General features: G+C 71.0%; 18 protein-coding genes. 11 read left to right on the forward strand and 7 right to left on the reverse strand.

The window, feature by feature from the left end; genetic code table 11:
* Window positions 1-61: 61 nt before the first annotated feature.
* Window positions 62-883 carry an alpha/beta fold hydrolase gene (locus ACFYZS_RS00420; protein WP_389005291.1) on the forward strand — a complete coding sequence of 274 codons (822 nt, stop codon included), beginning with the start codon at window positions 62-64 and terminating at the stop codon, window positions 881-883.
* Window positions 884-980: 97 nt separating this feature from the next.
* On the opposite strand, the gene ACFYZS_RS00425 is transcribed toward ACFYZS_RS00420, so the two are convergent.
* Entirely contained in the window at window positions 981-1,559 is a 579-nt protein-coding gene (locus ACFYZS_RS00425) for a TetR/AcrR family transcriptional regulator (protein WP_389005293.1), read from the reverse strand.
* Window positions 1,560-1,677: 118 nt separating this feature from the next.
* On the opposite strand from ACFYZS_RS00425, the gene ACFYZS_RS00430 reads away from it, so the two are divergent.
* On the forward strand, window positions 1,678-3,267 hold the full coding sequence (locus ACFYZS_RS00430) for an MDR family MFS transporter (RefSeq protein ID WP_389005295.1): 1,590 nt from the start codon (window positions 1,678-1,680) through the stop codon (window positions 3,265-3,267).
* Between the two features lie 151 nt (window positions 3,268-3,418).
* Here ACFYZS_RS00430 and pip read toward each other — a convergent pair whose 3' ends face one another.
* Entirely contained in the window at window positions 3,419-4,381 is a 963-nt protein-coding gene (gene pip, locus ACFYZS_RS00435) for a prolyl aminopeptidase (protein WP_389005297.1), read from the reverse strand.
* A 286-nt stretch (window positions 4,382-4,667) separates the two neighbouring features.
* Between pip and ACFYZS_RS00440 the strand changes: the two genes are divergently transcribed.
* Both ACFYZS_RS00440 and ACFYZS_RS00445 read left to right on the forward strand, forming a co-directional pair.
* Entirely contained in the window at window positions 4,668-5,522 is an 855-nt protein-coding gene (locus ACFYZS_RS00440) for a polysaccharide deacetylase family protein (RefSeq protein ID WP_389005299.1), read from the forward strand.
* Window positions 5,523-5,624: 102 nt separating this feature from the next.
* Complete coding sequence (locus ACFYZS_RS00445; RefSeq protein WP_389005301.1) at window positions 5,625-5,945, forward strand: nuclear transport factor 2 family protein; 321 nt, start codon at window positions 5,625-5,627, stop codon at window positions 5,943-5,945.
* Here ACFYZS_RS00445 and ACFYZS_RS00450 read toward each other — a convergent pair.
* Window positions 5,936-6,949 (reverse strand): serine hydrolase domain-containing protein, encoded by a 1,014-nt coding sequence (locus ACFYZS_RS00450; RefSeq protein ID WP_389005303.1) that lies wholly within the window; start codon window positions 6,947-6,949, stop codon window positions 5,936-5,938. The genes ACFYZS_RS00445 and ACFYZS_RS00450 overlap by 10 nt on opposite strands.
* On the opposite strand from ACFYZS_RS00450, the gene ACFYZS_RS00455 reads away from it, so the two are divergent.
* Entirely contained in the window at window positions 6,948-7,574 is a 627-nt protein-coding gene (locus tag ACFYZS_RS00455; protein WP_389005305.1) for a hypothetical protein, read from the forward strand. The genes ACFYZS_RS00450 and ACFYZS_RS00455 overlap by 2 nt on opposite strands.
* A gap of 206 nt (window positions 7,575-7,780) precedes the next feature.
* Here the strand turns inward: ACFYZS_RS00455 and ACFYZS_RS00460 are convergent, their stop codons facing one another.
* From ACFYZS_RS00460 to ACFYZS_RS00470, 3 genes are all read right to left on the reverse strand, one after another.
* Window positions 7,781-9,067, reverse strand: a complete 1,287-nt coding sequence (locus ACFYZS_RS00460; protein WP_389005307.1) for an ABC transporter substrate-binding protein — start codon at window positions 9,065-9,067, stop codon at window positions 7,781-7,783.
* Between the two features lie 295 nt (window positions 9,068-9,362).
* The gene (locus tag ACFYZS_RS00465; RefSeq protein WP_389005309.1) at window positions 9,363-9,980 is read right to left on the reverse strand and encodes an SMI1/KNR4 family protein; all 618 of its coding nucleotides are present in this window, start codon (window positions 9,978-9,980) and stop codon (window positions 9,363-9,365) included.
* Window positions 9,981-10,093: 113 nt separating this feature from the next.
* Window positions 10,094-10,471, reverse strand: a complete 378-nt coding sequence (locus tag ACFYZS_RS00470) for a DUF192 domain-containing protein (protein ID WP_389005311.1) — start codon at window positions 10,469-10,471, stop codon at window positions 10,094-10,096.
* A 70-nt stretch (window positions 10,472-10,541) separates the two neighbouring features.
* Between ACFYZS_RS00470 and ACFYZS_RS00475 the strand changes: the two genes are divergently transcribed.
* Window positions 10,542-11,270, forward strand: a complete 729-nt coding sequence (locus tag ACFYZS_RS00475; protein ID WP_389005313.1) for a prepilin peptidase — start codon at window positions 10,542-10,544, stop codon at window positions 11,268-11,270.
* Window positions 11,271-11,401: 131 nt separating this feature from the next.
* Here the strand turns inward: ACFYZS_RS00475 and mgrA are convergent, their stop codons facing one another.
* The gene (gene mgrA / locus ACFYZS_RS00480) at window positions 11,402-12,439 is read right to left on the reverse strand and encodes an L-glyceraldehyde 3-phosphate reductase (protein ID WP_389005315.1); all 1,038 of its coding nucleotides are present in this window, start codon (window positions 12,437-12,439) and stop codon (window positions 11,402-11,404) included.
* A 129-nt stretch (window positions 12,440-12,568) separates the two neighbouring features.
* Here mgrA and ACFYZS_RS00485 point away from each other — a divergent pair, with 129 nt between their 5' ends.
* From ACFYZS_RS00485 to ACFYZS_RS00505, 5 genes are all read left to right on the forward strand, one after another.
* Window positions 12,569-13,330, forward strand: a complete 762-nt coding sequence (locus ACFYZS_RS00485) for an isoprenyl transferase (protein ID WP_030159549.1) — start codon at window positions 12,569-12,571, stop codon at window positions 13,328-13,330.
* A gap of 318 nt (window positions 13,331-13,648) precedes the next feature.
* On the forward strand, window positions 13,649-14,965 hold the full coding sequence (locus ACFYZS_RS00490; RefSeq protein ID WP_376018851.1) for a PhoH family protein: 1,317 nt from the start codon (window positions 13,649-13,651) through the stop codon (window positions 14,963-14,965).
* A 408-nt stretch (window positions 14,966-15,373) separates the two neighbouring features.
* Window positions 15,374-16,090, forward strand: coding sequence for a transglycosylase SLT domain-containing protein (locus ACFYZS_RS00495; RefSeq protein WP_389006251.1), 717 nt, complete (start codon window positions 15,374-15,376; stop codon window positions 16,088-16,090).
* Between the two features lie 107 nt (window positions 16,091-16,197).
* Window positions 16,198-17,616 (forward strand): AI-2E family transporter, encoded by a 1,419-nt coding sequence (locus tag ACFYZS_RS00500; protein ID WP_389005318.1) that lies wholly within the window; start codon window positions 16,198-16,200, stop codon window positions 17,614-17,616.
* On the forward strand, window positions 17,600-18,283 hold the full coding sequence (locus ACFYZS_RS00505; protein ID WP_389005320.1) for a hypothetical protein: 684 nt from the start codon (window positions 17,600-17,602) through the stop codon (window positions 18,281-18,283). The genes ACFYZS_RS00500 and ACFYZS_RS00505 overlap by 17 nt, the downstream gene beginning before the upstream one ends.
* The last annotated feature ends 43 nt before the right edge of the window (window positions 18,284-18,326 follow it).

Raw genomic sequence — 18,326 nt, forward strand, 5'->3', positions numbered from 1 at the left:
CGCCGCCCCGCGGTATGCCTCTGCGGGGGCACCCACCTCCCCTCCCGTGAGGAGACTCGGCATGGCGGCACGGGCTCGCGTGAACGGCGTGGACCTCTACTACGAGGTCGTGGGCGAGGGTGAACCGCTGGTCCTCGTCCACGGCTCGTGGGTCGACCACGAGACCTGGCAGCGCATCCTCCCCCGCCTCGCGCGGTCGTTCCGCGTACTGGTCTACGACCGGCGCGGCCACAGCCGCAGCGAGCGCCCGCCGGGCCGGGGCAGCAGGCGCGAGGACGAGGACGACCTCGCCCGCCTCATCGAGGTCCTCGGCTCCCCGGCCCATGTGGCCGCGAACTCCTTCGGCGCCTCGGCCGCCCTCGGCCTCGCCGCCCGCCGCCCCGAGCTGCTGCGCAGCCTGGCCGCGCACGAGCCCCCGCTCATGGACATCGTGGGTGACGAGAGCCCGGAGCTCCGCCCGGTGCTCCAGGCCATGGAGAGGGCCCTCGACGGCGTCCTCACGGCCCTGAGCGCGGGCGAGGACCGGGCGGGGGCGCAGCGGTTCGTGGACGACGTGGTCATGGGCCCGGGTGCCTGGGAGCAGCTGCCGGACCGGGTGCGCGAGACGTTCACCGCGAACGCCCCCACCTTCGCGGACGAACAGGCAGACCCGGACTGGGCGGGGCTCGACCTCGCCCGCCTCTCCGGCTACACGGGCCCCGCGCTGCTCACCTTCGGCAGCGAGAGCCCGCCGTGGTTCCCGGTGATCGTCGGCAAGCTGGCGACCGCTCTCGGCGGCCGGGCACGGATGCGGACCCTGGTGGGGGACGGTCACGTCCCCCACCTCACCCACCCCGACCGGTACGCCGCCGACCTCGAGGCGTTCATCCGGTCCGCCGCGTGAAGCCGACCGACTGACTGACCGACTGACCGACTGACCGACTGACCGACCGGCCGGCCCGGCGGGCGAGTGAGCCGGGTGGTGGGCCGTCGGGTGGCCCTCAGGACGCCTGGTGGGCCTGGGTGATGAGGTCCGTCGCGACCTCCAGGGCCGCCAGCCGGGTCTCCTCCGGGTCGCCCTCCACGTGCTGGAGGAACATCATCCCCGCGTGCAGGGTGAACAGCGCGCTCACGCACCGCACCTGGTCGGTCAGCGGCCCGTCCTGCGTCCGCAACAGCTCCACCAGCGTGAACAGCCGGCGCTTCACCGTCTCGCCGATGCTCAGCTCCCGCATCGTCGCCTGGTTCTCCTGCATGAAGCGGTACAGCGGCGCGCCCGCCGCCATCGCCTCGCTGTAGCGCCGCAGCACCTCGCGCTTCATCTCCAGCGTCCGAGGCTGCTGCTTCGCCCAGTCGATCAGCTCGTCGATCGGCCTCGTCAGGTCCTCGAAGACGCTGATGATGATGTCTTCCTTGGTCTTGAAGTGGTAGTACAGCGCCGCCTTCGTGACCTCCAGCCGCTCCGCGATCTCGCGCAGCGACGTCTTCTCGTACCCCTGCTCGGCGAAGAGCTCCAGTGCGACGTCCTGGATGCGCTGGCGCGTATTGCCGCGGCGCGCCTGCGGACTGCTGCTGGACATGGCTCTCCCCAAACTACTTACTTGACGCCCGGCTAGTGACGGGTCTACCTTCCCCAGTGTAGTGAACTAGCCGGGCGGCAAGTAAGGGTCCGGAGCGCATGGGTAAACGGGGAGTGACATGGCTGAAAACATAAACGCGGCGGAGATCTCCGAGGAGGTGAAGCCGCGCAGCGTCCGTGTCGTCCTCATGGCTCTCATGATCGCAATGCTCCTCGCCATGCTCGACAACATGATCATCGGTACCGCGATGCCGACCATCGTCGGCGAGCTCGGCGGCTTGGAGCACCTGTCCTGGGTGGTCACGGCGTACACGCTGGCCACCGCCGCCTCCACCCCCATCTGGGGCAAGATCGGCGACATGTACGGGCGGAAGGGCTCCTTCCTCACCTCCATCGTGATCTTCCTGATCGGCTCCGCGCTCAGCGGCATGGCCCAGGACATGGCCCAGCTGATCGGCTTCCGTGCCGTCCAGGGCCTCGGCGCCGGCGGTCTGATGGTCGGCGTCATGGCGATCATCGGCGACCTGATCCCGCCCCGTGAGCGCGGCAAGTACCAGGGCATGATGGCCGGCGTGATGGCCCTCGCCATGATCGGCGGCCCGCTGGTCGGCGGCACCATCACCGACCACCTGGGCTGGCGCTGGTCCTTCTACATCAACCTGCCGCTCGGCGCCGTCGCGCTCGCCATGGTCACCGCCGTCCTGCACCTGCCGAAGAAGACCGGCGGGCAGCGCCCGAAGATCGACTACCTCGGTGCGGCGCTCCTCACCGTCGCCATCACCTCCACCGTGCTCGTCACGACCTGGGGCGGCACCGAGTACGCCTGGGGCTCCGGCCAGATCATCGGCCTGATCGTCGTCGGCATCGTGTCGATCGCCGCCTTCCTCTTCGCCGAGACCAAGGCCGCCGAGCCCGTCATGCCGCTGCACATCTTCCGCAGCCGCAACTTCACGCTCATGTCGGTCATCGGCTTCCTCGTCGGCTTCGCGATGTTCGGCGGCGTGCTCTACCTCCCGCTCTTCCAGCAGTCGGTCCAGGGCGCCTCCGCCACCAACTCCGGCCTGCTGCTCCTGCCGATGCTGCTCTCGATGATGGTCGTCTCGCTGATCGCGGGCCGGGTCACCACCAGCAGCGGCAAGTACAAGATCTTCCCGATCATCGGCGGCGCGCTGATGGTCGTGGGCCTCTTCCTGCTCGCGCAGATGGACACCGACACCACCCGCCTGATGTCCGGCGTCTACATGGCCGTCCTCGGCGCCGGCCTCGGCTTCCTGATGCAGATCACCATGCTGGTCGCGCAGAACAGCGTGGACATGAAGGACATGGGCGTCGCGTCCTCCTCGGCCACCCTCTTCCGTACGCTCGGCGGCTCCTTCGGCGTGGCCCTGATGGGTTCGCTGTTCACCAGCCAGGTCACCCAGACCATGACCGAGCGCCTGGGCCCGGGTGCCGCGACCGCCGCGGGCTCGGCCCAGCTCGACGCGGCCAGCCTGGCCAAGCTGAAGCCGGTCGTCCGCGAGGCATACCAGCACGCGGTCGCCGCCGGTACGCACTCGGCGTTCCTCCTCGGTGCGGGCGTCGCCGTACTGGGCTTCCTGGCGGCCTGGTTCGTCAAGGAGGTCCCGCTGCGGGGCGCGGGTCCGGCCAAGGCCGACGGCGCGGCCGACGGCAACGCGGCGCAGGCCCAGGCGGAGTCCCTCGCCCACTGACGAGGCGTACGTCCACCAGCCCGGCCCCGGCGGATCTCCGCCGGGGCCGTCGTGCTGGGCCGACCCGTGGCGGACCGGTGACCGACCCGGCGGCGACCCGTCGGCGACGGCCCGGACCGCCGGGCCGCCGCGTCTCGGCTCGGGCCGGGTCTCAGCTCGGGCGGGCGAACCGGTCGAGGGCCCCGAGCACGTGGGCGCGCGTCGCATCGCCGCCCAGGTGGCCGGCGTCGCCGACGACGGTCAGCTCCGCGCCGGGCCATGCGCGGGCGAGTTCCCACGCGGTGTCGAGCGGTCCGGCCATGTCGAGCCTGCCGTGGACCAGCACCCCCGGGATGCCGGCGAGGCGGTGCGCATCGCGCAGCAGTGCCCCTTCCTCCAGCCATGCGCCGTGCGAGAAGTAGTGCGCGCAGATGCGCACCAGGGCCAGCCGCGCGGCCGGCGGGCGGTCCCCGTACGGGCGGGAGGCGCCGTTCGTCTCCCCGGACAGGACCGCGTCCTCCCAGCGGCACCAGTCGGCGGTGGCCTTCTCGCGCACCGCGGCGTCCGGGTGTTCCGCGAGCCGGGCGTAGGCCGCGACGACGTCACCGTCGGGCGCCGTGCCCGGGGCCCCGGCCAGGAAGCGCTCCCACTCCTCGGGGAAGAACCGGCCGGCCCCCCGGTAGAGCCAGTCGATCTCTGAGCGCCGGGTGGTGGTCACGGCGGCGATGACGATCTCCGACACCCGCTCCGGGTGCGTCTGCGCGTAGGCCAGGATCAGCGTGGAGCCCCACGAGCCGCCGTGGAGCAGCCAGCGGTCGATGCCCAGGTGCTCCCGCAGCCGCTCCATGTCGGCGATCAGGTGCCGGGTGGTGTTGTGGCGCATGTCGGTCGCGGGGTCGCTCGCGTGCGGCGTGCTGCGGCCGCAGCCGCGCTGGTCGAACAGGACCACCCGGTACCGGTCCGGGTCGAAGTACCGGCGCGCCCCCTCCCCGCACCCGGATCCCGGACCGCCGTGGACGACGAGCGCCGGCTTGCCGTCCGGGTTGCCGCAGACCTCCCAGTGGACGAGGTTGCCGTCGCCGACGTCGAGCATCCCCTCCTCGTACGGCTCGATCGGCGGGTACAGCGCGCCCATTTCAGACCTCCCGGGAACCATGTGCGGCAGGAGCAAGGCCGTTCAGCGGACAAGTAGACAACACGGCGGCCGGAAGCGGGTACTGACGAGGTGGGTGAGTGCCCGTGATGCGGGGGAGATTGATCTGGTTCCGTCCTGTTTCGGGTGGGGTCCAAATCGGGAGGATCAAGGACCAAGGTCCTATTAGCTGGATTTTATGGGGGAATTGGCGGGAACCCGTGCGCTTCACCGGTCGTCCTGGAGAGGAGAGCGCACACACGAACAGCGGACGGGGAGGGGACGGTTCATGGGCTTCACGGCGCGCGCGAACAGGCAGGGGATCCGGGCCGGATCGATCGTCGTGGCGGCGGCCGCCGCGGTGGCCGGGACGGTGTGGGGCGTGGCGACCCTCGTCGGACCGGGGCACGGCACCGCGGCGCAGCCCCCGCACGAGAACGTGTCACGCCAAACCGGGACCCCCGAGGAGGGCGCCAAGGGCGGCGATGCCCAAGGCGCCGCCGGCGCACCGCAGTCGCGGATACCCGACGGCATAGCCCACGCCTCCGAAAGCGGAGGCAACGCCGTCAACATCACCATCGACGACGGCCCGGATCCCCAGTGGACCCCCAAGGTCCTCGACGTGCTGAAGAAGTACGACGTGAAGGCGACCTTCTGCATGATCGGACCGCAGGCCAAGGCCCACCCCGACCTCGTCAAGCGCGTCGTCGCGGCCGGCCACCGGCTCTGCGACCACACCATGGACCACGACACGGCCATGGCCAAGAAGCCCGTCGCCTACCAGGAGCAGCAGATCCTGGACGCGAAGAAGATGATCGAGGACGCGGCGGGCGGCGGCGCCCGGGTGGAGTACTACCGGGCGCCCGGCGGCGCGTTCACCCCCGACAGCCGCCGCATCGCCGCCGCGAACGGCATGCGCCCGCTCGGATGGAACGTCGACACCAAGGACTTCGGCAAGCCCGGCGTCGCCGCCATCGTCAAGGCGGTCAAGAGCGAGATCGGCAACGGCCCGACGGTCCTCTTCCACGACGGCGGCGGCAACCGCTCCCAGACCGTGGAAGCCCTCGACCAGGTGCTGGACTGGCTGAAGGACCAGGGCCGCCCGACCGGGTTCCCCGTCCGCACCGCCCCGGACGGCTCCTGACACGCCGTCCGGCGGCGAACGGGTGACGGTCGCGGCCCCGGCCCCGCCCGCGGTGTTCCCTGGTCGCGCGCACAGCCCGTACGACCGCCCCAGGAGGCCCCCGTGATTCCCGCGAACCAGCTGACCGACCCCACCGTCCGCGCCTTCGTCACCGCCGTCAACGCCGGTGACCAGAGCGCCTTCGAAGCCGTCCTCACCCCGGGCGCCACCATGTCCGACGACGGCTCGGACCGGGACGTCGCCCAGTGGGCCGAGAAGGAGATCTGGTCCTCCAACGGGCACATGGACGTCGTGAGCGAGTCCGACGGCGGCCTCGGCCTCGTCGTCGACTACCGCAACGACACGTGGGGCGAGATGCGCACCGCCTGGCGGTTCACCACCGACGGCGGCCACGTCAGCCGCTTCGAGACGGGTCAGGCCTGAGCCGCCGCCCGCAGTACCGCCGCCCCCAGGGGCCCGTTCTCCGGGGCGGCCCCGCCCGGGAAGCCGAACCGGCGGCGCGTGTACCCGTACGCGAGCCCCGTCGCCGGATCCGCCCAGCCCAGCCCGCCCGCCGCGCCGCAGTGCCCGAAGGCCCGCACCCCCACCGCGTGCATCTTCTCGAAGCCCAGCCCGAAGTGGTCCGCCTCACCGGTCACCCGGTCCTCGCCCGGGGTCTGCAGCCGCGCGAACTCGGCCGCCGTCTCCGGCTTCAGCAGCGCCGGCCGGCCGTCCAGAGCGCTGATCGACGCCGCGTACACGGCCGCGACGGCGCGCGCCGTGCCGACGCCGCCGACCGACGCCGGGCCCAGCGCCTTCACCTCGGGCTGGTTGGCGAACGCCACCAGGTCCGTCGGCGTCCGCCGGTGCGCGTTGAACGCGACCGGCAGCAGCTCCGGAAACACCGCCGCCGCCTGGGACGCCAGCTGCTCCGGCGTGGGTAGCATCTCCAGGACCGGCTTCCAGCGGCCCTCCAGCTCCTGCGGCAAGCCCAGGTACAGGTCCAGCCCGTACGGCGCCCGGATCCGATCCTCGAACACCTCCTGGAGGCTGCGGCCGGTGGCCCGCCGCACCACCTCGCCGACCAGCGCGCCGATCACGAGCGCGTGGTACCCGTACGCCGTCCCGGGCTCCCAGTACGGCTCCTGCCCGGCCAGCCGCGCCGCGATCACCGCGTCGTCCGCGAGGTCGGCGTAGTCGAAGCCCTCGGCGGTGTTGATCAGCCCGGACCGGTGCGAGAGCAGCCCCCGCAGCGTCAGCCGCTCCTTGCCGCCTCCGGTGAACTCCGGCCAGTACGCCGACACCGGACGCTCCAGGTCCAGTACGCCCTCCTGCACGAGCAGCGCGGCCACCAGGTGCGCGGCGCCTGTTCCGGCGCGGATCCCGTACGGGTGAAAGCGCGCCCGCTCTCGTTCCAGCCCGCCGCGGGTCCCCGTTGGACCGGGCATGAAGCGCACCCGTACCGCCGTCCTCGCCCTCGCCACCGCCGCCGCGGCCCTCGCCCCGGCCCTCGGACAGGCCGCCGCCACCGCCGCGGACGGCACGTACCTCCAGGACCCGGCCGGCGGCGAGAAGACGATGAAGTCGCAGTGGACCAAGGACGAGATGCACAAGGTGGAAGGGCAGTTCCGCTTCTACCCCGGGGTGCAGTACAAGACGGTCACCCGCCCCGGCCCCTCGGGCGCCCCCGACTACGAGCGGAAGGTCGCCGACCCCAAGACCCTCGCGTGGCAGCCGTCGTTCGACTTCGGGTGGGCGGTGTCGGACTCGACGCTGGTGAAGAAGGCCGTGACCACCAAGGACGGCAGGCACCCGATCGTCGTCCACGCCGTGCTGCGGCGCTCGTCGGACCGCGCCAAGGCGGTCGAGGTGCACCAGGAGCTGGCGGACCGGCCGGCGGCGGGGCGCGCCAGGGTCCCGGGCGGCAAGCGGATCGCCTGCGACACGGGTGAGTACACGGTGGAGTGGTCGCTCACGCGCTCGGGCTACGGGACGCTCACGGGCACGCTGCGCTGGGACTCCGGCTGCGAGCAGTATCGGACGGCGTTCTCCACGGAGAACGGCAAGGTCTGACCCGGAGGAAGGGGGAGGGGCGCAGGGGCGCGGAGGGAGAGGGCCGGCCGCCCCGCGCACCTTGTGGGTGGTCGGCGGCGACTGGTCCGCGGCCTTGGATCAAGAGCCGTAGCAGCCATTCTGTCGCACGGGGTGGGGTGCGACAGGGTCGAAAGTCCCGTGTCGGACGGGATGTTCACACATTCCGGCGGTCGGTGCCGCTCCGCTCAGTGCTTCTTCCTGGATTCCTCGCCGGCCTTGGCGGCGATCTCCTCCAACACGGCCTTCGCGTCGCCGTTCGGCTCCACGGCGCGGCCGATGTTGCGCTTGATGGTGTCGCTGACCGTCACCCACGAAGGGTCGTTCACCGGGTACAACTGCGCGCCGCGCAGGGCGGTCAGGAAGAACTGGTCGTTGCTGTCGAGGCCGCCGCCCGAAGGGTTGCGGGAGGCCGAGACGGTCGACGGCAGCAGGTGGTAGCGGCCCGCGAAGTCCGACAGGTTCTTGTCCTGGTAGATGAAGTCCAGGAACTTGCCGATCTCCACGCGCTTGCCGTGCTGCTTGAACGCCATCATCCAGTCGGCGACGCCCACGGCCGGCGGGCTCTCCCCGGAGCCGAGGTCGTCCGCGACCGGCATGGGCGCGGTGCGCACGTCGATGCCCTTGGCGCGCGCCTCGTGCAGGAGCTGCGGGTAGCCGTTCAGCATGCCGACCTCGCCGCGGGTGAAGGCGGCGAAGGCGTCGGCGCGGTTGAGCCGGGACGGCGGGACGGGCCCCGTCAGGCCGGGGCCGACCAGGTTGTCCTTGAGCCAGCGGAAGGTCTCGATGTTCTGGTCGGAGGCCAGGTTGTAGTTGCCGCTGCTGTCGGCGTAGCCGCCGCCGTTGCTGAGTTCCCAGATCATCGCCTCGGCGTGCGCCTCCTCCGGGCCCAGGGGGAGGGCGTACGGGTACTTCACGCCCTTCTCCTTGAGCGCCTTGGCGGCGGACTTCAGGTCGGACCAGGTCTTGGGCTCGCCGACGCCGGCCTGCTTGAAGAGGCCCTGGTTGTAGAAGAGGAGCCGGCTGCTGGCCACCCAGGGCAGGCCGTAGAGGGTGTTGCCGACCGAACCGGCCTCGGCCAGCGGCTGGAGGAAGTTCGCCTCGGCGGTGACCGAGAGGAGTTCGTCGGCGGAATAGAGCTTGTCCTGCGCCGCGAAGTCCGAGTACGAGCCCATGAGGGCCATGTCCGGCGCATTGCCGGCCTTGACCATGCGGGAGACTTCGCGGTCGATGTCGGCCCAGGGCAGGAGCTGGACCTCGACCTTGAGGCCGGGGTTGGCGCTGGTGAAATCCGCCGTCACCTTGTCCCAGAAGGCTTTGGAACTGGTGGCCTGATTGTCCCCGTATTCCGCGGCGACGAGGCGGAGTGTGCCGCTGTCACCTGCGCTGTTGTCTGAATCGCCGCATCCGGACAGTGGGATCAGCAGACCGAGCACCACTGCGGTCGCACTCGGGCCGAAGATTCTTCGTTGCACGGGTGTGTTCCCCTGAATTTCTTTTGAGTCCCGTTACTACTTATGAGTTGCTCCGGGCTGGGGTGTCCATCCGTGGCCCGTTGGCCGGAATTCTCTCCTGTGTGGGGGCGATTGATTCCATTGGGTCGGAACTTGTGGTCAATGCTCCAAGTTCGGCTTTTCCGGCTGGTGTTTTCCGATATGTGATCAACAAATCGGACGCGCGTAGACATGCCGAATGGCCCGATTCCGGCCCATTGGGGCGGCGGAACGGTTCGGGGGTCCGGATCAGGTCAGCGGGCCGTAGCCCGGGTCCTCAGTCGGCGAACTCGCCGGCGTACGGGTCGGGCTCGCCCGTCTCGGGATTGCGGCCCTCCTGCCAGCGGCGCTGGGCCTTGCGCCAGTGCACGAAGCTGAGATGGCCGCCGTCCCAGAAGGTGATGCTGACCGGGCTCACGTCGAACTCGTCGGAGCAGAGCCGGTACAGGAACTCCGCCATGCCGTACGGGTACACCGCGAAGGCGTCCGCGGTGTGCCGGCCGACCACCAGGACGGGCCAGCGGTCCGGATCGGGGTCGGTGGTGAGCCAGCAGAGGATGTCGGAGCCGCCGGTGACGCCCCACGCGATGATCGACTCGGGGTCGACGCCGAAGGCCGCCCGGCCGCCCTCCGCCTCCCAGAGCTGGCGGGCGTTGGCGGTCTCCTCGGCCATCTCGGCCGGGTCCCACTGCAGGCCGGGCTTGGGCAGGGGCAGGAGGATGCTGGCCTCGCCGTTGATGGAGCCCGCGCCGAAGCGGCCCATGAAGGCGATGAAATCCGCCGGGAACCGGGTGCGCCAGGTGGCTTCCGCCGCCGGCCAGTCGATGTCCTCGTCGGCGCCGTGCGTCGCCGGCATGATCTGCTCCAGCGCCTTGATCCGCGCGTTCTCCGTCATGCCGCTCCCCTGAGACCCCAGCTCAACCGCCCCAACCTACCGCCGTCCCCGCACAGCGCCTAGGCCGTGTCTTTCGGATCATGCCGGGCCCGGCATGATCCGAAAGACACGGCCTAGTTGCCGCCGAGACGGATCAGGCCGTCCGGGCCCTCGATGTGCAGCAGGGAGCCGACCCGCAGGCCCCAGGCGGCCATGGCGCCCGCCTCGGCCTCCAGGACGTGCCGGGAGCGGAGCCGGGGGAGGCCGAGGCGGTTCGGGGCCATGGTGGCCAGGGCGATGACGCGCAGGCGGCGGTCGAGGTACGCCACGTCGATCGCGAACCGCATCCGGAACGTGTGCACGCTCCCGGCCGGGGTGAGGAGCAGGGCGGCGCCCGGGATGCCGTCGCGGCCCAGGAGCCCCCGGGTGCGCGCGCGGTAGGAGGCCGCGATCTCCAGGGGCACCGCCGGCAGGCCGGGCCCGGGCCGCAGGAGGCCGTTGCTGGTGGTCATGGCGGCAGGGTAGGGGCGGTTGGGCCCCCGGGCCCATGCCGGTGCCGGAGTCTGCGCCTACGGTCGGCGGATGGGCCTGTTCGTGATCACCGCCGCCGCGGTCGCCTACGGAGCGGCCGCGGGGCTGCTGCTGCCGCGCGTCGCGTACCGCCTGTCGGTCGAGCCGGACGCCGCGTGGCGCGATTCCTGCCCGCGCGGCCACCCCCTCCCCGGCTGGCTGGGCCCGCCCCGCTGCCGCGCCGGGACGCCGCACCGGTACGGGGTTCCCCTCGCGTGGACCGCCGGCATCGCCGGCATGCTGTGCGGGGTGGTGGGCGCAGCCGTCGGGGGGCGGCCCGAAGGGGCCGTGTTCGTCGCCGTGGCGCCCGTACTGCTCCTGCTCGCGGTCGTGGACCTCGCGGTGCACCGGCTGCCCGACGTACTGACCCTGCCCCTGGCCGCAGTCCTCGCCGCCGGGCTGGGCGCCGCGGCCCTCGCACCCGGCGCCGCGGGGTCCTGGACCGGGGCGCTGGCGGGCGGGGGCGCGCTCGCGGGAACGTACCTCCTGCTCTTCCTCCTCAACCCCGCCGGCCTGGGCTTCGGCGACGTCAAGCTGGCGCTCGCGCTCGGGGTCACTCTTGGGTGGTACGGCTGGGGGGTATGGGCCGTCGGAGCCTTCCTCGGCTTCCTCTACGGCGCCCTGTACGGGCTCGCCCTTGTGCTGAGGGGCTCCGCGGGCCGCCGGACGGCGTTCCCGTTCGGCCCCTTCATGGCCGCCGGAGCCCTCACCGGAGTGCTGCTGGGTGGTTTCGGAGCGTAATCATCTTGCGCCGATGCACGCATCAGGCTTTACGAAGGGTTATGGTGGAACCCCCCCCTCGGGCCGGTCCGTATCCCCCCCACGGACCGGCCCGTTTTTTGTTTCCACCATCCCGCCCCCAAAAGCGCAGGTCAGCCGCGCTGGGCCCAGATGTTCGTGCCGGGGGTGGACACCGCGAAGGAGTCGATCTCCTTCAACTCCTCGTCCGACAGCGGCGCGCCGCCCAGTGCGGCCACGTTCTGCTCCAGCTGGGACACGCTCGAAGCGCCGATCAGCGCCGAGGTCATCCGCTCGTCCCGGAGCACCCAGTTCAGCGCCAGCTGCGCCAGCGACTGCCCGCGGCGCGCCGCGATCTCGTTCAGTCCGGCGAGGCGGCGGACCACGTCCTCGGACAGCAGGTCCGGGTTCAGGGACTTGCCCGCGGCCGCCCGGGAGTCCTCCGGGATGCCCTTCAGGTACTTGCCGGTCAGCAGCCCCTGCGCGAGCGGCGCGAAGGAGATGCAGCCCATGCCGGCCTCCTCCAGGGTGTCCAGCAGCCCGTCCTCCTCCGTCCAGCGGTTGATCATGGAGTACGAGGGCTGGTGGATGAGCGGGCGGACGCCCATCTCGCGCAGGATCCGCGCCGCCTCGGCCGTCTGCGCGGCCGTGTACGAGGACACGCCCACGTACAGCGCCTTGCCCTGCTGGACCGCGGACGCGAGCGCGCCCATGGTCTCCTCCAGCGGGGTCTCCGGATCGAAGCGGTGCGAGTAGAAGATGTCGACGTAGTCCACGCCCATGCGCTTCAGCGAGGCGTCGAGCGAGCTCATGAGGTACTTGCGGCTGCCCCACTCGCCGTACGGCCCCTCGTGCATGAAGTAGCCGGCCTTGGTGGAGAGGATCAGCTGGTCGCGGTAGGAGGCGAAGTCCTGCGCGAAGATCTTCCCGAAGTTGAGCTCGGCCGAGCCGGGGGGCGGGCCGTAGTTGTTCGCCAGGTCGAAGTGGGTGACCCCGAGGTCGAAGGCGCGGCGGAGGATCGCCCGCTGGGACTCCAGGGACTTGTCGTCGCCGAAGTTGTGCCAGAGGCCGAGGGAGATGGCGGGGAGCTTGAGGCCGCTGTGGCCGGTGCGCCGGTACTCCATGGAGTCGTAGCGCGAGGGCTCTGCCCGATAGGGATTGTTATCAGTCACGTTGTCCTCCCTATCACGGACTTGTGACAGACCGAGTTGGGTACCCGATCCCGCCGCGCAGTAATGTGGCGGACTCGGGGGAGGGACCGCAATTCGCACGGGGGCATTGCACGGAGGGGCTGGAAGATCGTGAAGCTGCGCGACCTGGTGTACAGGCTCTACGCACGCCGGGTGGAAGGCCGCCTCGACCATGACGCGTCGCCCAAGCACATCGGCGTGATCCTGGACGGGAACAGGCGCTGGGCGAAGGCGTCCGGGGGCACGACGGAGCAGGGCCACCAGGCGGGGGCCGACAAGATCTCCGAGATGCTGGGATGGTGCACCGAGACGGACGTCGAGGTCGTCACCCTGTGGATGCTGTCCACGGACAACCTGGACCGGCCGGAGGTCGAGCTCCGCCCGCTGCTCAACATCATCGAGAACACCGTCCGGGGCCTCGCCGCGGACGGCCGCTGGCGCGTCCACCACGTGGGCAACCTCGACATCCTGCCCGCGCAGACCCAGTCCGTGCTCAAGGAGGCCGAGCAGGCCACCCACGACGTGGACGGGATACTGGTCAACGTCGCCGTCGGCTACGGCGGCCGCCAGGAGATCGCCGACGCGGTCCGCTCGCTGCTGTTGGAGCACGCGGAGAAGGGCACCTCCTTCGAGGAGCTCGCCGAGATCCTCGACATCGACCACATCGCCGAGCACCTCTACACGCGCGGCCAGCCCGACCCGGACCTGGTGATCCGCACCAGCGGAGAGCAGCGGCTGTCCGGATTCATGCTGTGGCAGAGCGCGCATTCCGAGTACTACTTCTGCGAGGTGTTCTGGCCGGCCTTCCGCAAGGTCGACTTCCTCCGGGCCCTGCGCGATTACGCCGCCCGCCACCGGCGCTACGGGGCCTGACGCCCGGGCGGGCTGACGCCCCCTCGGCCCCGGCCGTCCCCCCTGCAAGGCCTTCACCAGGGATTCACCGAGCGTCCGTCATATGCCATGGCATGGCCGGGCCTGATCGGGGAATATCCCTTTCAGGTCGATGCCCGATCCACGGGTGTCGAGTCTCAGCGGGCGACATGGGGTCGTCCGCCCGGGAGGCCCTTTGCACCAGGACGCACGTGCGGTTCGCACGGACGGAGTGGGAGGGCCGGAAATCGGCCCCGCAGGGGTGCCGATGACCGGTCCGGTCTTCATGGCCCGACCTCTTCCGAGGGGGTACGTCCTTCCGTGGTGACCAGCACAAAGCGCCGCCTGCCCGACAGGCGGACCTACGTCCTCGACACCAGCGTCCTGCTGGCAGACCCCAACGCGATCACGCGCTTCGACGAGCACGAGGTCGTGCTCCCGATCGTGGTGATCACCGAGCTGGAGGCAAAGAGGCACCATCCCGAACTCGGCTACTTCGCCCGTCAGGCCCTGCGCCTGCTCGACGACTTCCGGGTTCGCTACGGTCGCCTCGACGCCCCCATCCCGTTGGGCGATCTCGGCGGCACCCTCCGTGTCGAGCTCAACCACTCCGACCCCGGTGTCCTGCCGGCCGGCTTCCGGTTGGGGGACAACGACTCGCGGATCCTCGCCGTCGCCCGCAACCTCCAGGCCGAGGGCTACGACGTCACGGTCGTCTCGAAGGATCTCCCGCTGCGCATCAAGGCCTCCTCCGTGGGGCTGCTCGCCGAGGAGTACCGGGCGGAGCTCGCGATCACCGATGCCGGCTGGACCGGCATGAGCGAGCTCGCGCTGTCCGGGGAGCAGATCGACCTGCTCTACTCCGAGGAGCGGCTGTACGTGCCGGAGGCCGCCGAACTGCCCGTTCACACGGGACTGGTCCTCCAGTCCGAACGCGGCAAGGCGCTGGGCCGGGTCACGCCGGACGGCAACGTGAGGCTCGTACGGGGCGACCGCGAGGCCTTCGGGCTGCACGGCCGCAGCGCCGAGCAGCGCATCGCCCTGGACCTGCTGCTCGACCCGGAGATCGGCATCATCTCCATGGGCGGCCGGGCCGGCACCGGAAAGTCGGCGCTGGCGCTGTGCGCGGGCCTGGAGGCGGTGCTGGAGCGCAGGCAGCACCAGAAGGTGATGGTCTTCCGGCCGCTGTACGCGGTGGGCGGCCAGGATCTCGGCTACCTGCCCGGGGACGCGTCCGAGAAGATGAGCCCCTGGGCGCAGGCGGTCTTCGACACCCTCTCGGCGGTGGCCGGGCGCGAGGTCATCGAGGAGGTGCTGAACCGGGGGATGCTGGAGGTCCTGCCGCTCACGCACATCCGCGGGCGCTCGCTGCACGACGCCTTCGTGATCGTGGACGAGGCGCAGTCGCTGGAGCGCAATGTCCTTCTGACCGTTCTGTCCCGGATCGGTGCGAATTCGCGGGTCGTTCTGACCCATGATGTCGCCCAGCGGGACAATCTGCGGGTCGGCCGGTACGACGGAGTGGTCGCCGTCGTTGAGAAGCTGAAGGGGCATCCGCTCTTCGCGCACGTCACGCTCAACCGCTCCGAGCGCTCCCCGATCGCCGCCCTGGTGACCGAGATGCTCGAGTCGCTGTAGCCGTACACGGGGGCAAAAACCCCATAGCGGGAAAGCGAGTTGGCGCCGCCCGGCAAAGGCCCGAGAGCCTAGCCGGGCGGCGTCGCGCTGCACAGCCCTTTGAGGAAACCAACGGCAACATGCCAGGTGTGACCTTTCACACGCAACGGAGAATTGCCTTGCGGTGTCGGGGTCCGGCAGAGTCTGTTTTCCGTCAGGCCCCGCATACGGCACACCTGTATCTCCCGTTACCGCAACGGGAGGTGCGCGCAGCACCACAACTCCAGAGCCGTTCGCCGTATGCCGCCCGAGTCTTCACGCGGCAGCCCCCGCAAGGGAGTTGCCCACGGGCCCGCGCCTCCAGTGATCACAGCACCACGGAGGCCAGTGTCGAGGGGCACTATTGCGCCCGCCCGGTCACTGCGGACGCTGCTGGAAGGACACCGTGTGAGCCGGATCTCGGTCCGGGGATTCGCAGTGGCTTCGGCCACCGCAGTCACCACCGTTGGCGCAGTCGTGGGCGTTGCCACTGGCGACCCCGCCTCGAACGATCTCGAGACCACCGCGTCCGGGGCGACCCTCCTCACCGACATCCCGGTCGGCGAGCAGGCGCAGGTCCAGAACGCGTCCCTGACGCAGCAGGCCGACGCCATCGCCCAGGGCGCCGACACCGACGCCAAGCGTGTCGCCGAGGAAGCCGCCCGCATCCAGGCCGCCGAGGACGCCAAGTCCAAGAAGGCCGAGGCGCAGAAGGCAGCCGACGAGAAGGCGAAGAAGGACCGCGAGGAGAAGGAGCAGATCGCCTCCCGCTCCGCAGCGCGCAGCGCCGGCGACTTCGCCGTCCAGAGCTCCTACACGGTGGCCCAGGTCAAGGACATCGCCCGGCAGATCGTCCCGGCCGGCCAGTTCCAGTGCTTCTCGAACATCATCAACGAGGAGTCCACCTGGAACTACAAGGCCGTGAACTCGTCCTCGGGCGCGTACGGTCTGGTCCAGGCGCTCCCGGGTTCGAAGATGTCCTCGGTCGCCGACGACTGGCGGACCAACCCGGCCACCCAGATCCAGTGGGGCCTCAACTACATGAACGAGCGGTACCACAGCCCGTGCGCAGCCTGGAGCTTCCACCAGGCCAACGGCTGGTACTAGAGCCCGACTCCGCTCAACTTCGAAGAGCCCCGCACCGTCCTACGGTGCGGGGCTCCTCGCGTGTACGGTCTTTCGAGGTGGTCCACGGGCGGGGGGAAGGGAAAGACATGGCGAAGAGGGCAGGCTGGCTCGGCCGGCTCGGGAACAGGCTGAGCCGCATGGAGGCGAGGCTCCAGGCACGGCGTGCCGAGGTCGAGGCGGAGACCATCGGCGCGGCCGCGGTCCCGCCCGGTGCCTCCGGCGCCGCCCCTTCGAGCGCGGGTACGGGCGCCGGCGCGGCCGCAGCCGCCCCGGCGGCTACGGCCCCCGCCCAGGAGCCCGGCACGCCCGCCGAGCACCCCGGCCACGTCCCGCACCCGCCCGCCCTGCGCGGCCGCCCCGACCCGGTGAGCGTCGTCCCGTGGGGCATGCGGGTCGCGGCCGAGGTCAGCTGGCGGCTGCTGCTGCTCGCCGGGATGCTCTGGGTCGTCATGAAGGTGATCAGCGAAGTCCGCCTGGTCGTCCTCGCCTTCGCCGCGGCCCTGCTCGTCACCGCCCTGCTCCAGCCCTTCGTGGTCCGGCTGCGCCGCCTCGGCCTGCCGCGCGGGCTCGCCACCGCCGTCACCGCGGTCCTCGGCTTCGTGGTCATCGGGCTCGTCGGCTGGTTCGTGGTCTGGCAGGTCATGGAGAACCTCGACGACCTCTCCAACCGGGTCCGCGAGGGCATCAACGAGCTCAAGACCTGGGCACTGGACAGTCCGTTCCACGTGACCGAGAAGCAGATCAACGACATCGCGAAGAACCTCAGCGAGACCATCGGCACCAACACCGAGCAGATCACCTCCGCCGGCCTGCAGGGCGTGACGGTGCTCGTCGAGGTGCTCACGGGCATCCTGCTCGCGATGTTCTCGACGCTCTTCCTGCTCTACGACGGCAAGCGCATCTGGACCTGGGTGCTCGGCCTGGTCCCGGCCACCGCCCGCCCCGGAGTCGCGGGCGCCGGACCGCGTGCCTGGCGCACGCTGACGGCGTACGTGCGCGGCACGGTGCTCGTCGCGCTCATCGACGCCATCTTCATCGGCCTCGGCATCTACTTCCTGAAGGTGCCGATGGCGGTGCCGCTGGCCGTCTTCATCTTCCTGTTCGCGTTCATCCCGCTCGTCGGCGCGGTGGTCTCCGGCGCCCTCGCGGTGGTCGTCGCCCTGGTGACCCAGGGGCCGTGGACCGCGCTGCTGGTGCTGGCCGTCGTACTGGCGGTGCAGCAGATCGAAGGGCACGTGCTGCAGCCCTTCATCCTGGGCCGGGCGGTACGGGTGCACCCGCTCGCGGTGGTGCTGTCGGTGGCCGCGGGCGGCATGGTCGCGGGCATCGGCGGAGCGGTGGTCGCGGTCCCGCTGGTCGCCGTCACCAACACGGTGGTCGTCTACCTGAGGGCCTACTCCCGGGACCAGCTCCTGCACGGCGCCGCGGCGATCGGTCCGGGCCCGCACGGCTCGACGGCGTTCGAGCAGGCGGCGCGGGAGGCCGGAAGTGATCAGCGAGCCTGAGCTCGACGGGGAGTGGGAGAGCGGCCGGTCGGCCGCGGCGGCCCAGGAGCCCGAGGGCCCGCGTGAGCGCGTACGGGGACCTCGCAGGGCCTGGTTGTGGGCGCTGGGCGGGGCCGTACTGGCCTCGGCCGTGTGGGCCGGTGCGCTGGCGGCGCAGGATCGTTTCGGCGACCGCGCGCCGCGGATCGCGTACCGGCACGCCGACGACCTGTGCAAGGTGAAGCTGACCGCGGTCTCCGCGTCCACCACGCAGCTCGCGGGGGGCTACGCGCGCCACGAGGAGCACCCCGCGCTCGACTGGGCGTACTGCTCGTACGGCGCACCTTACGTCGACGACCGCCTGTCGTACGAGGCCGAGGTGCTGGTCGAGCTGCACAAGAAGGCCGATCCCCGCGCGGAGTTCGGCGCCGGGCCCACCGACCTCGGCGGCCGAGGGGCCATGGCGAGTTCGGGCGGCGAGGTGGAGCAGGTACCCGGGCTCGGCGAGCGGGCGCTGCTCACCCGCAGGGTCGGCGGCTCACGGCTCGAAGTGCTCGACGGGGGCGCCGCCTTCAGCCTCACCGTCCAGTGGTACGGAGGACCCGACACCCCGGATCCGGACGAGGCCGCCGTCCAGGCGGCGATGATCGAGGACATGCGCACCCTGATGGCGGCCCTGCGCAGGTAACGGCAGGGCCCCCGCGGCCGGGGAGCGGCTGCGGGGGCCCTGG

The organism is Streptomyces sp. NPDC001903 (genome assembly GCF_042891345.1).
Taxonomy (GTDB): Bacteria; Actinomycetota; Actinomycetes; order Streptomycetales; family Streptomycetaceae; genus Streptomyces.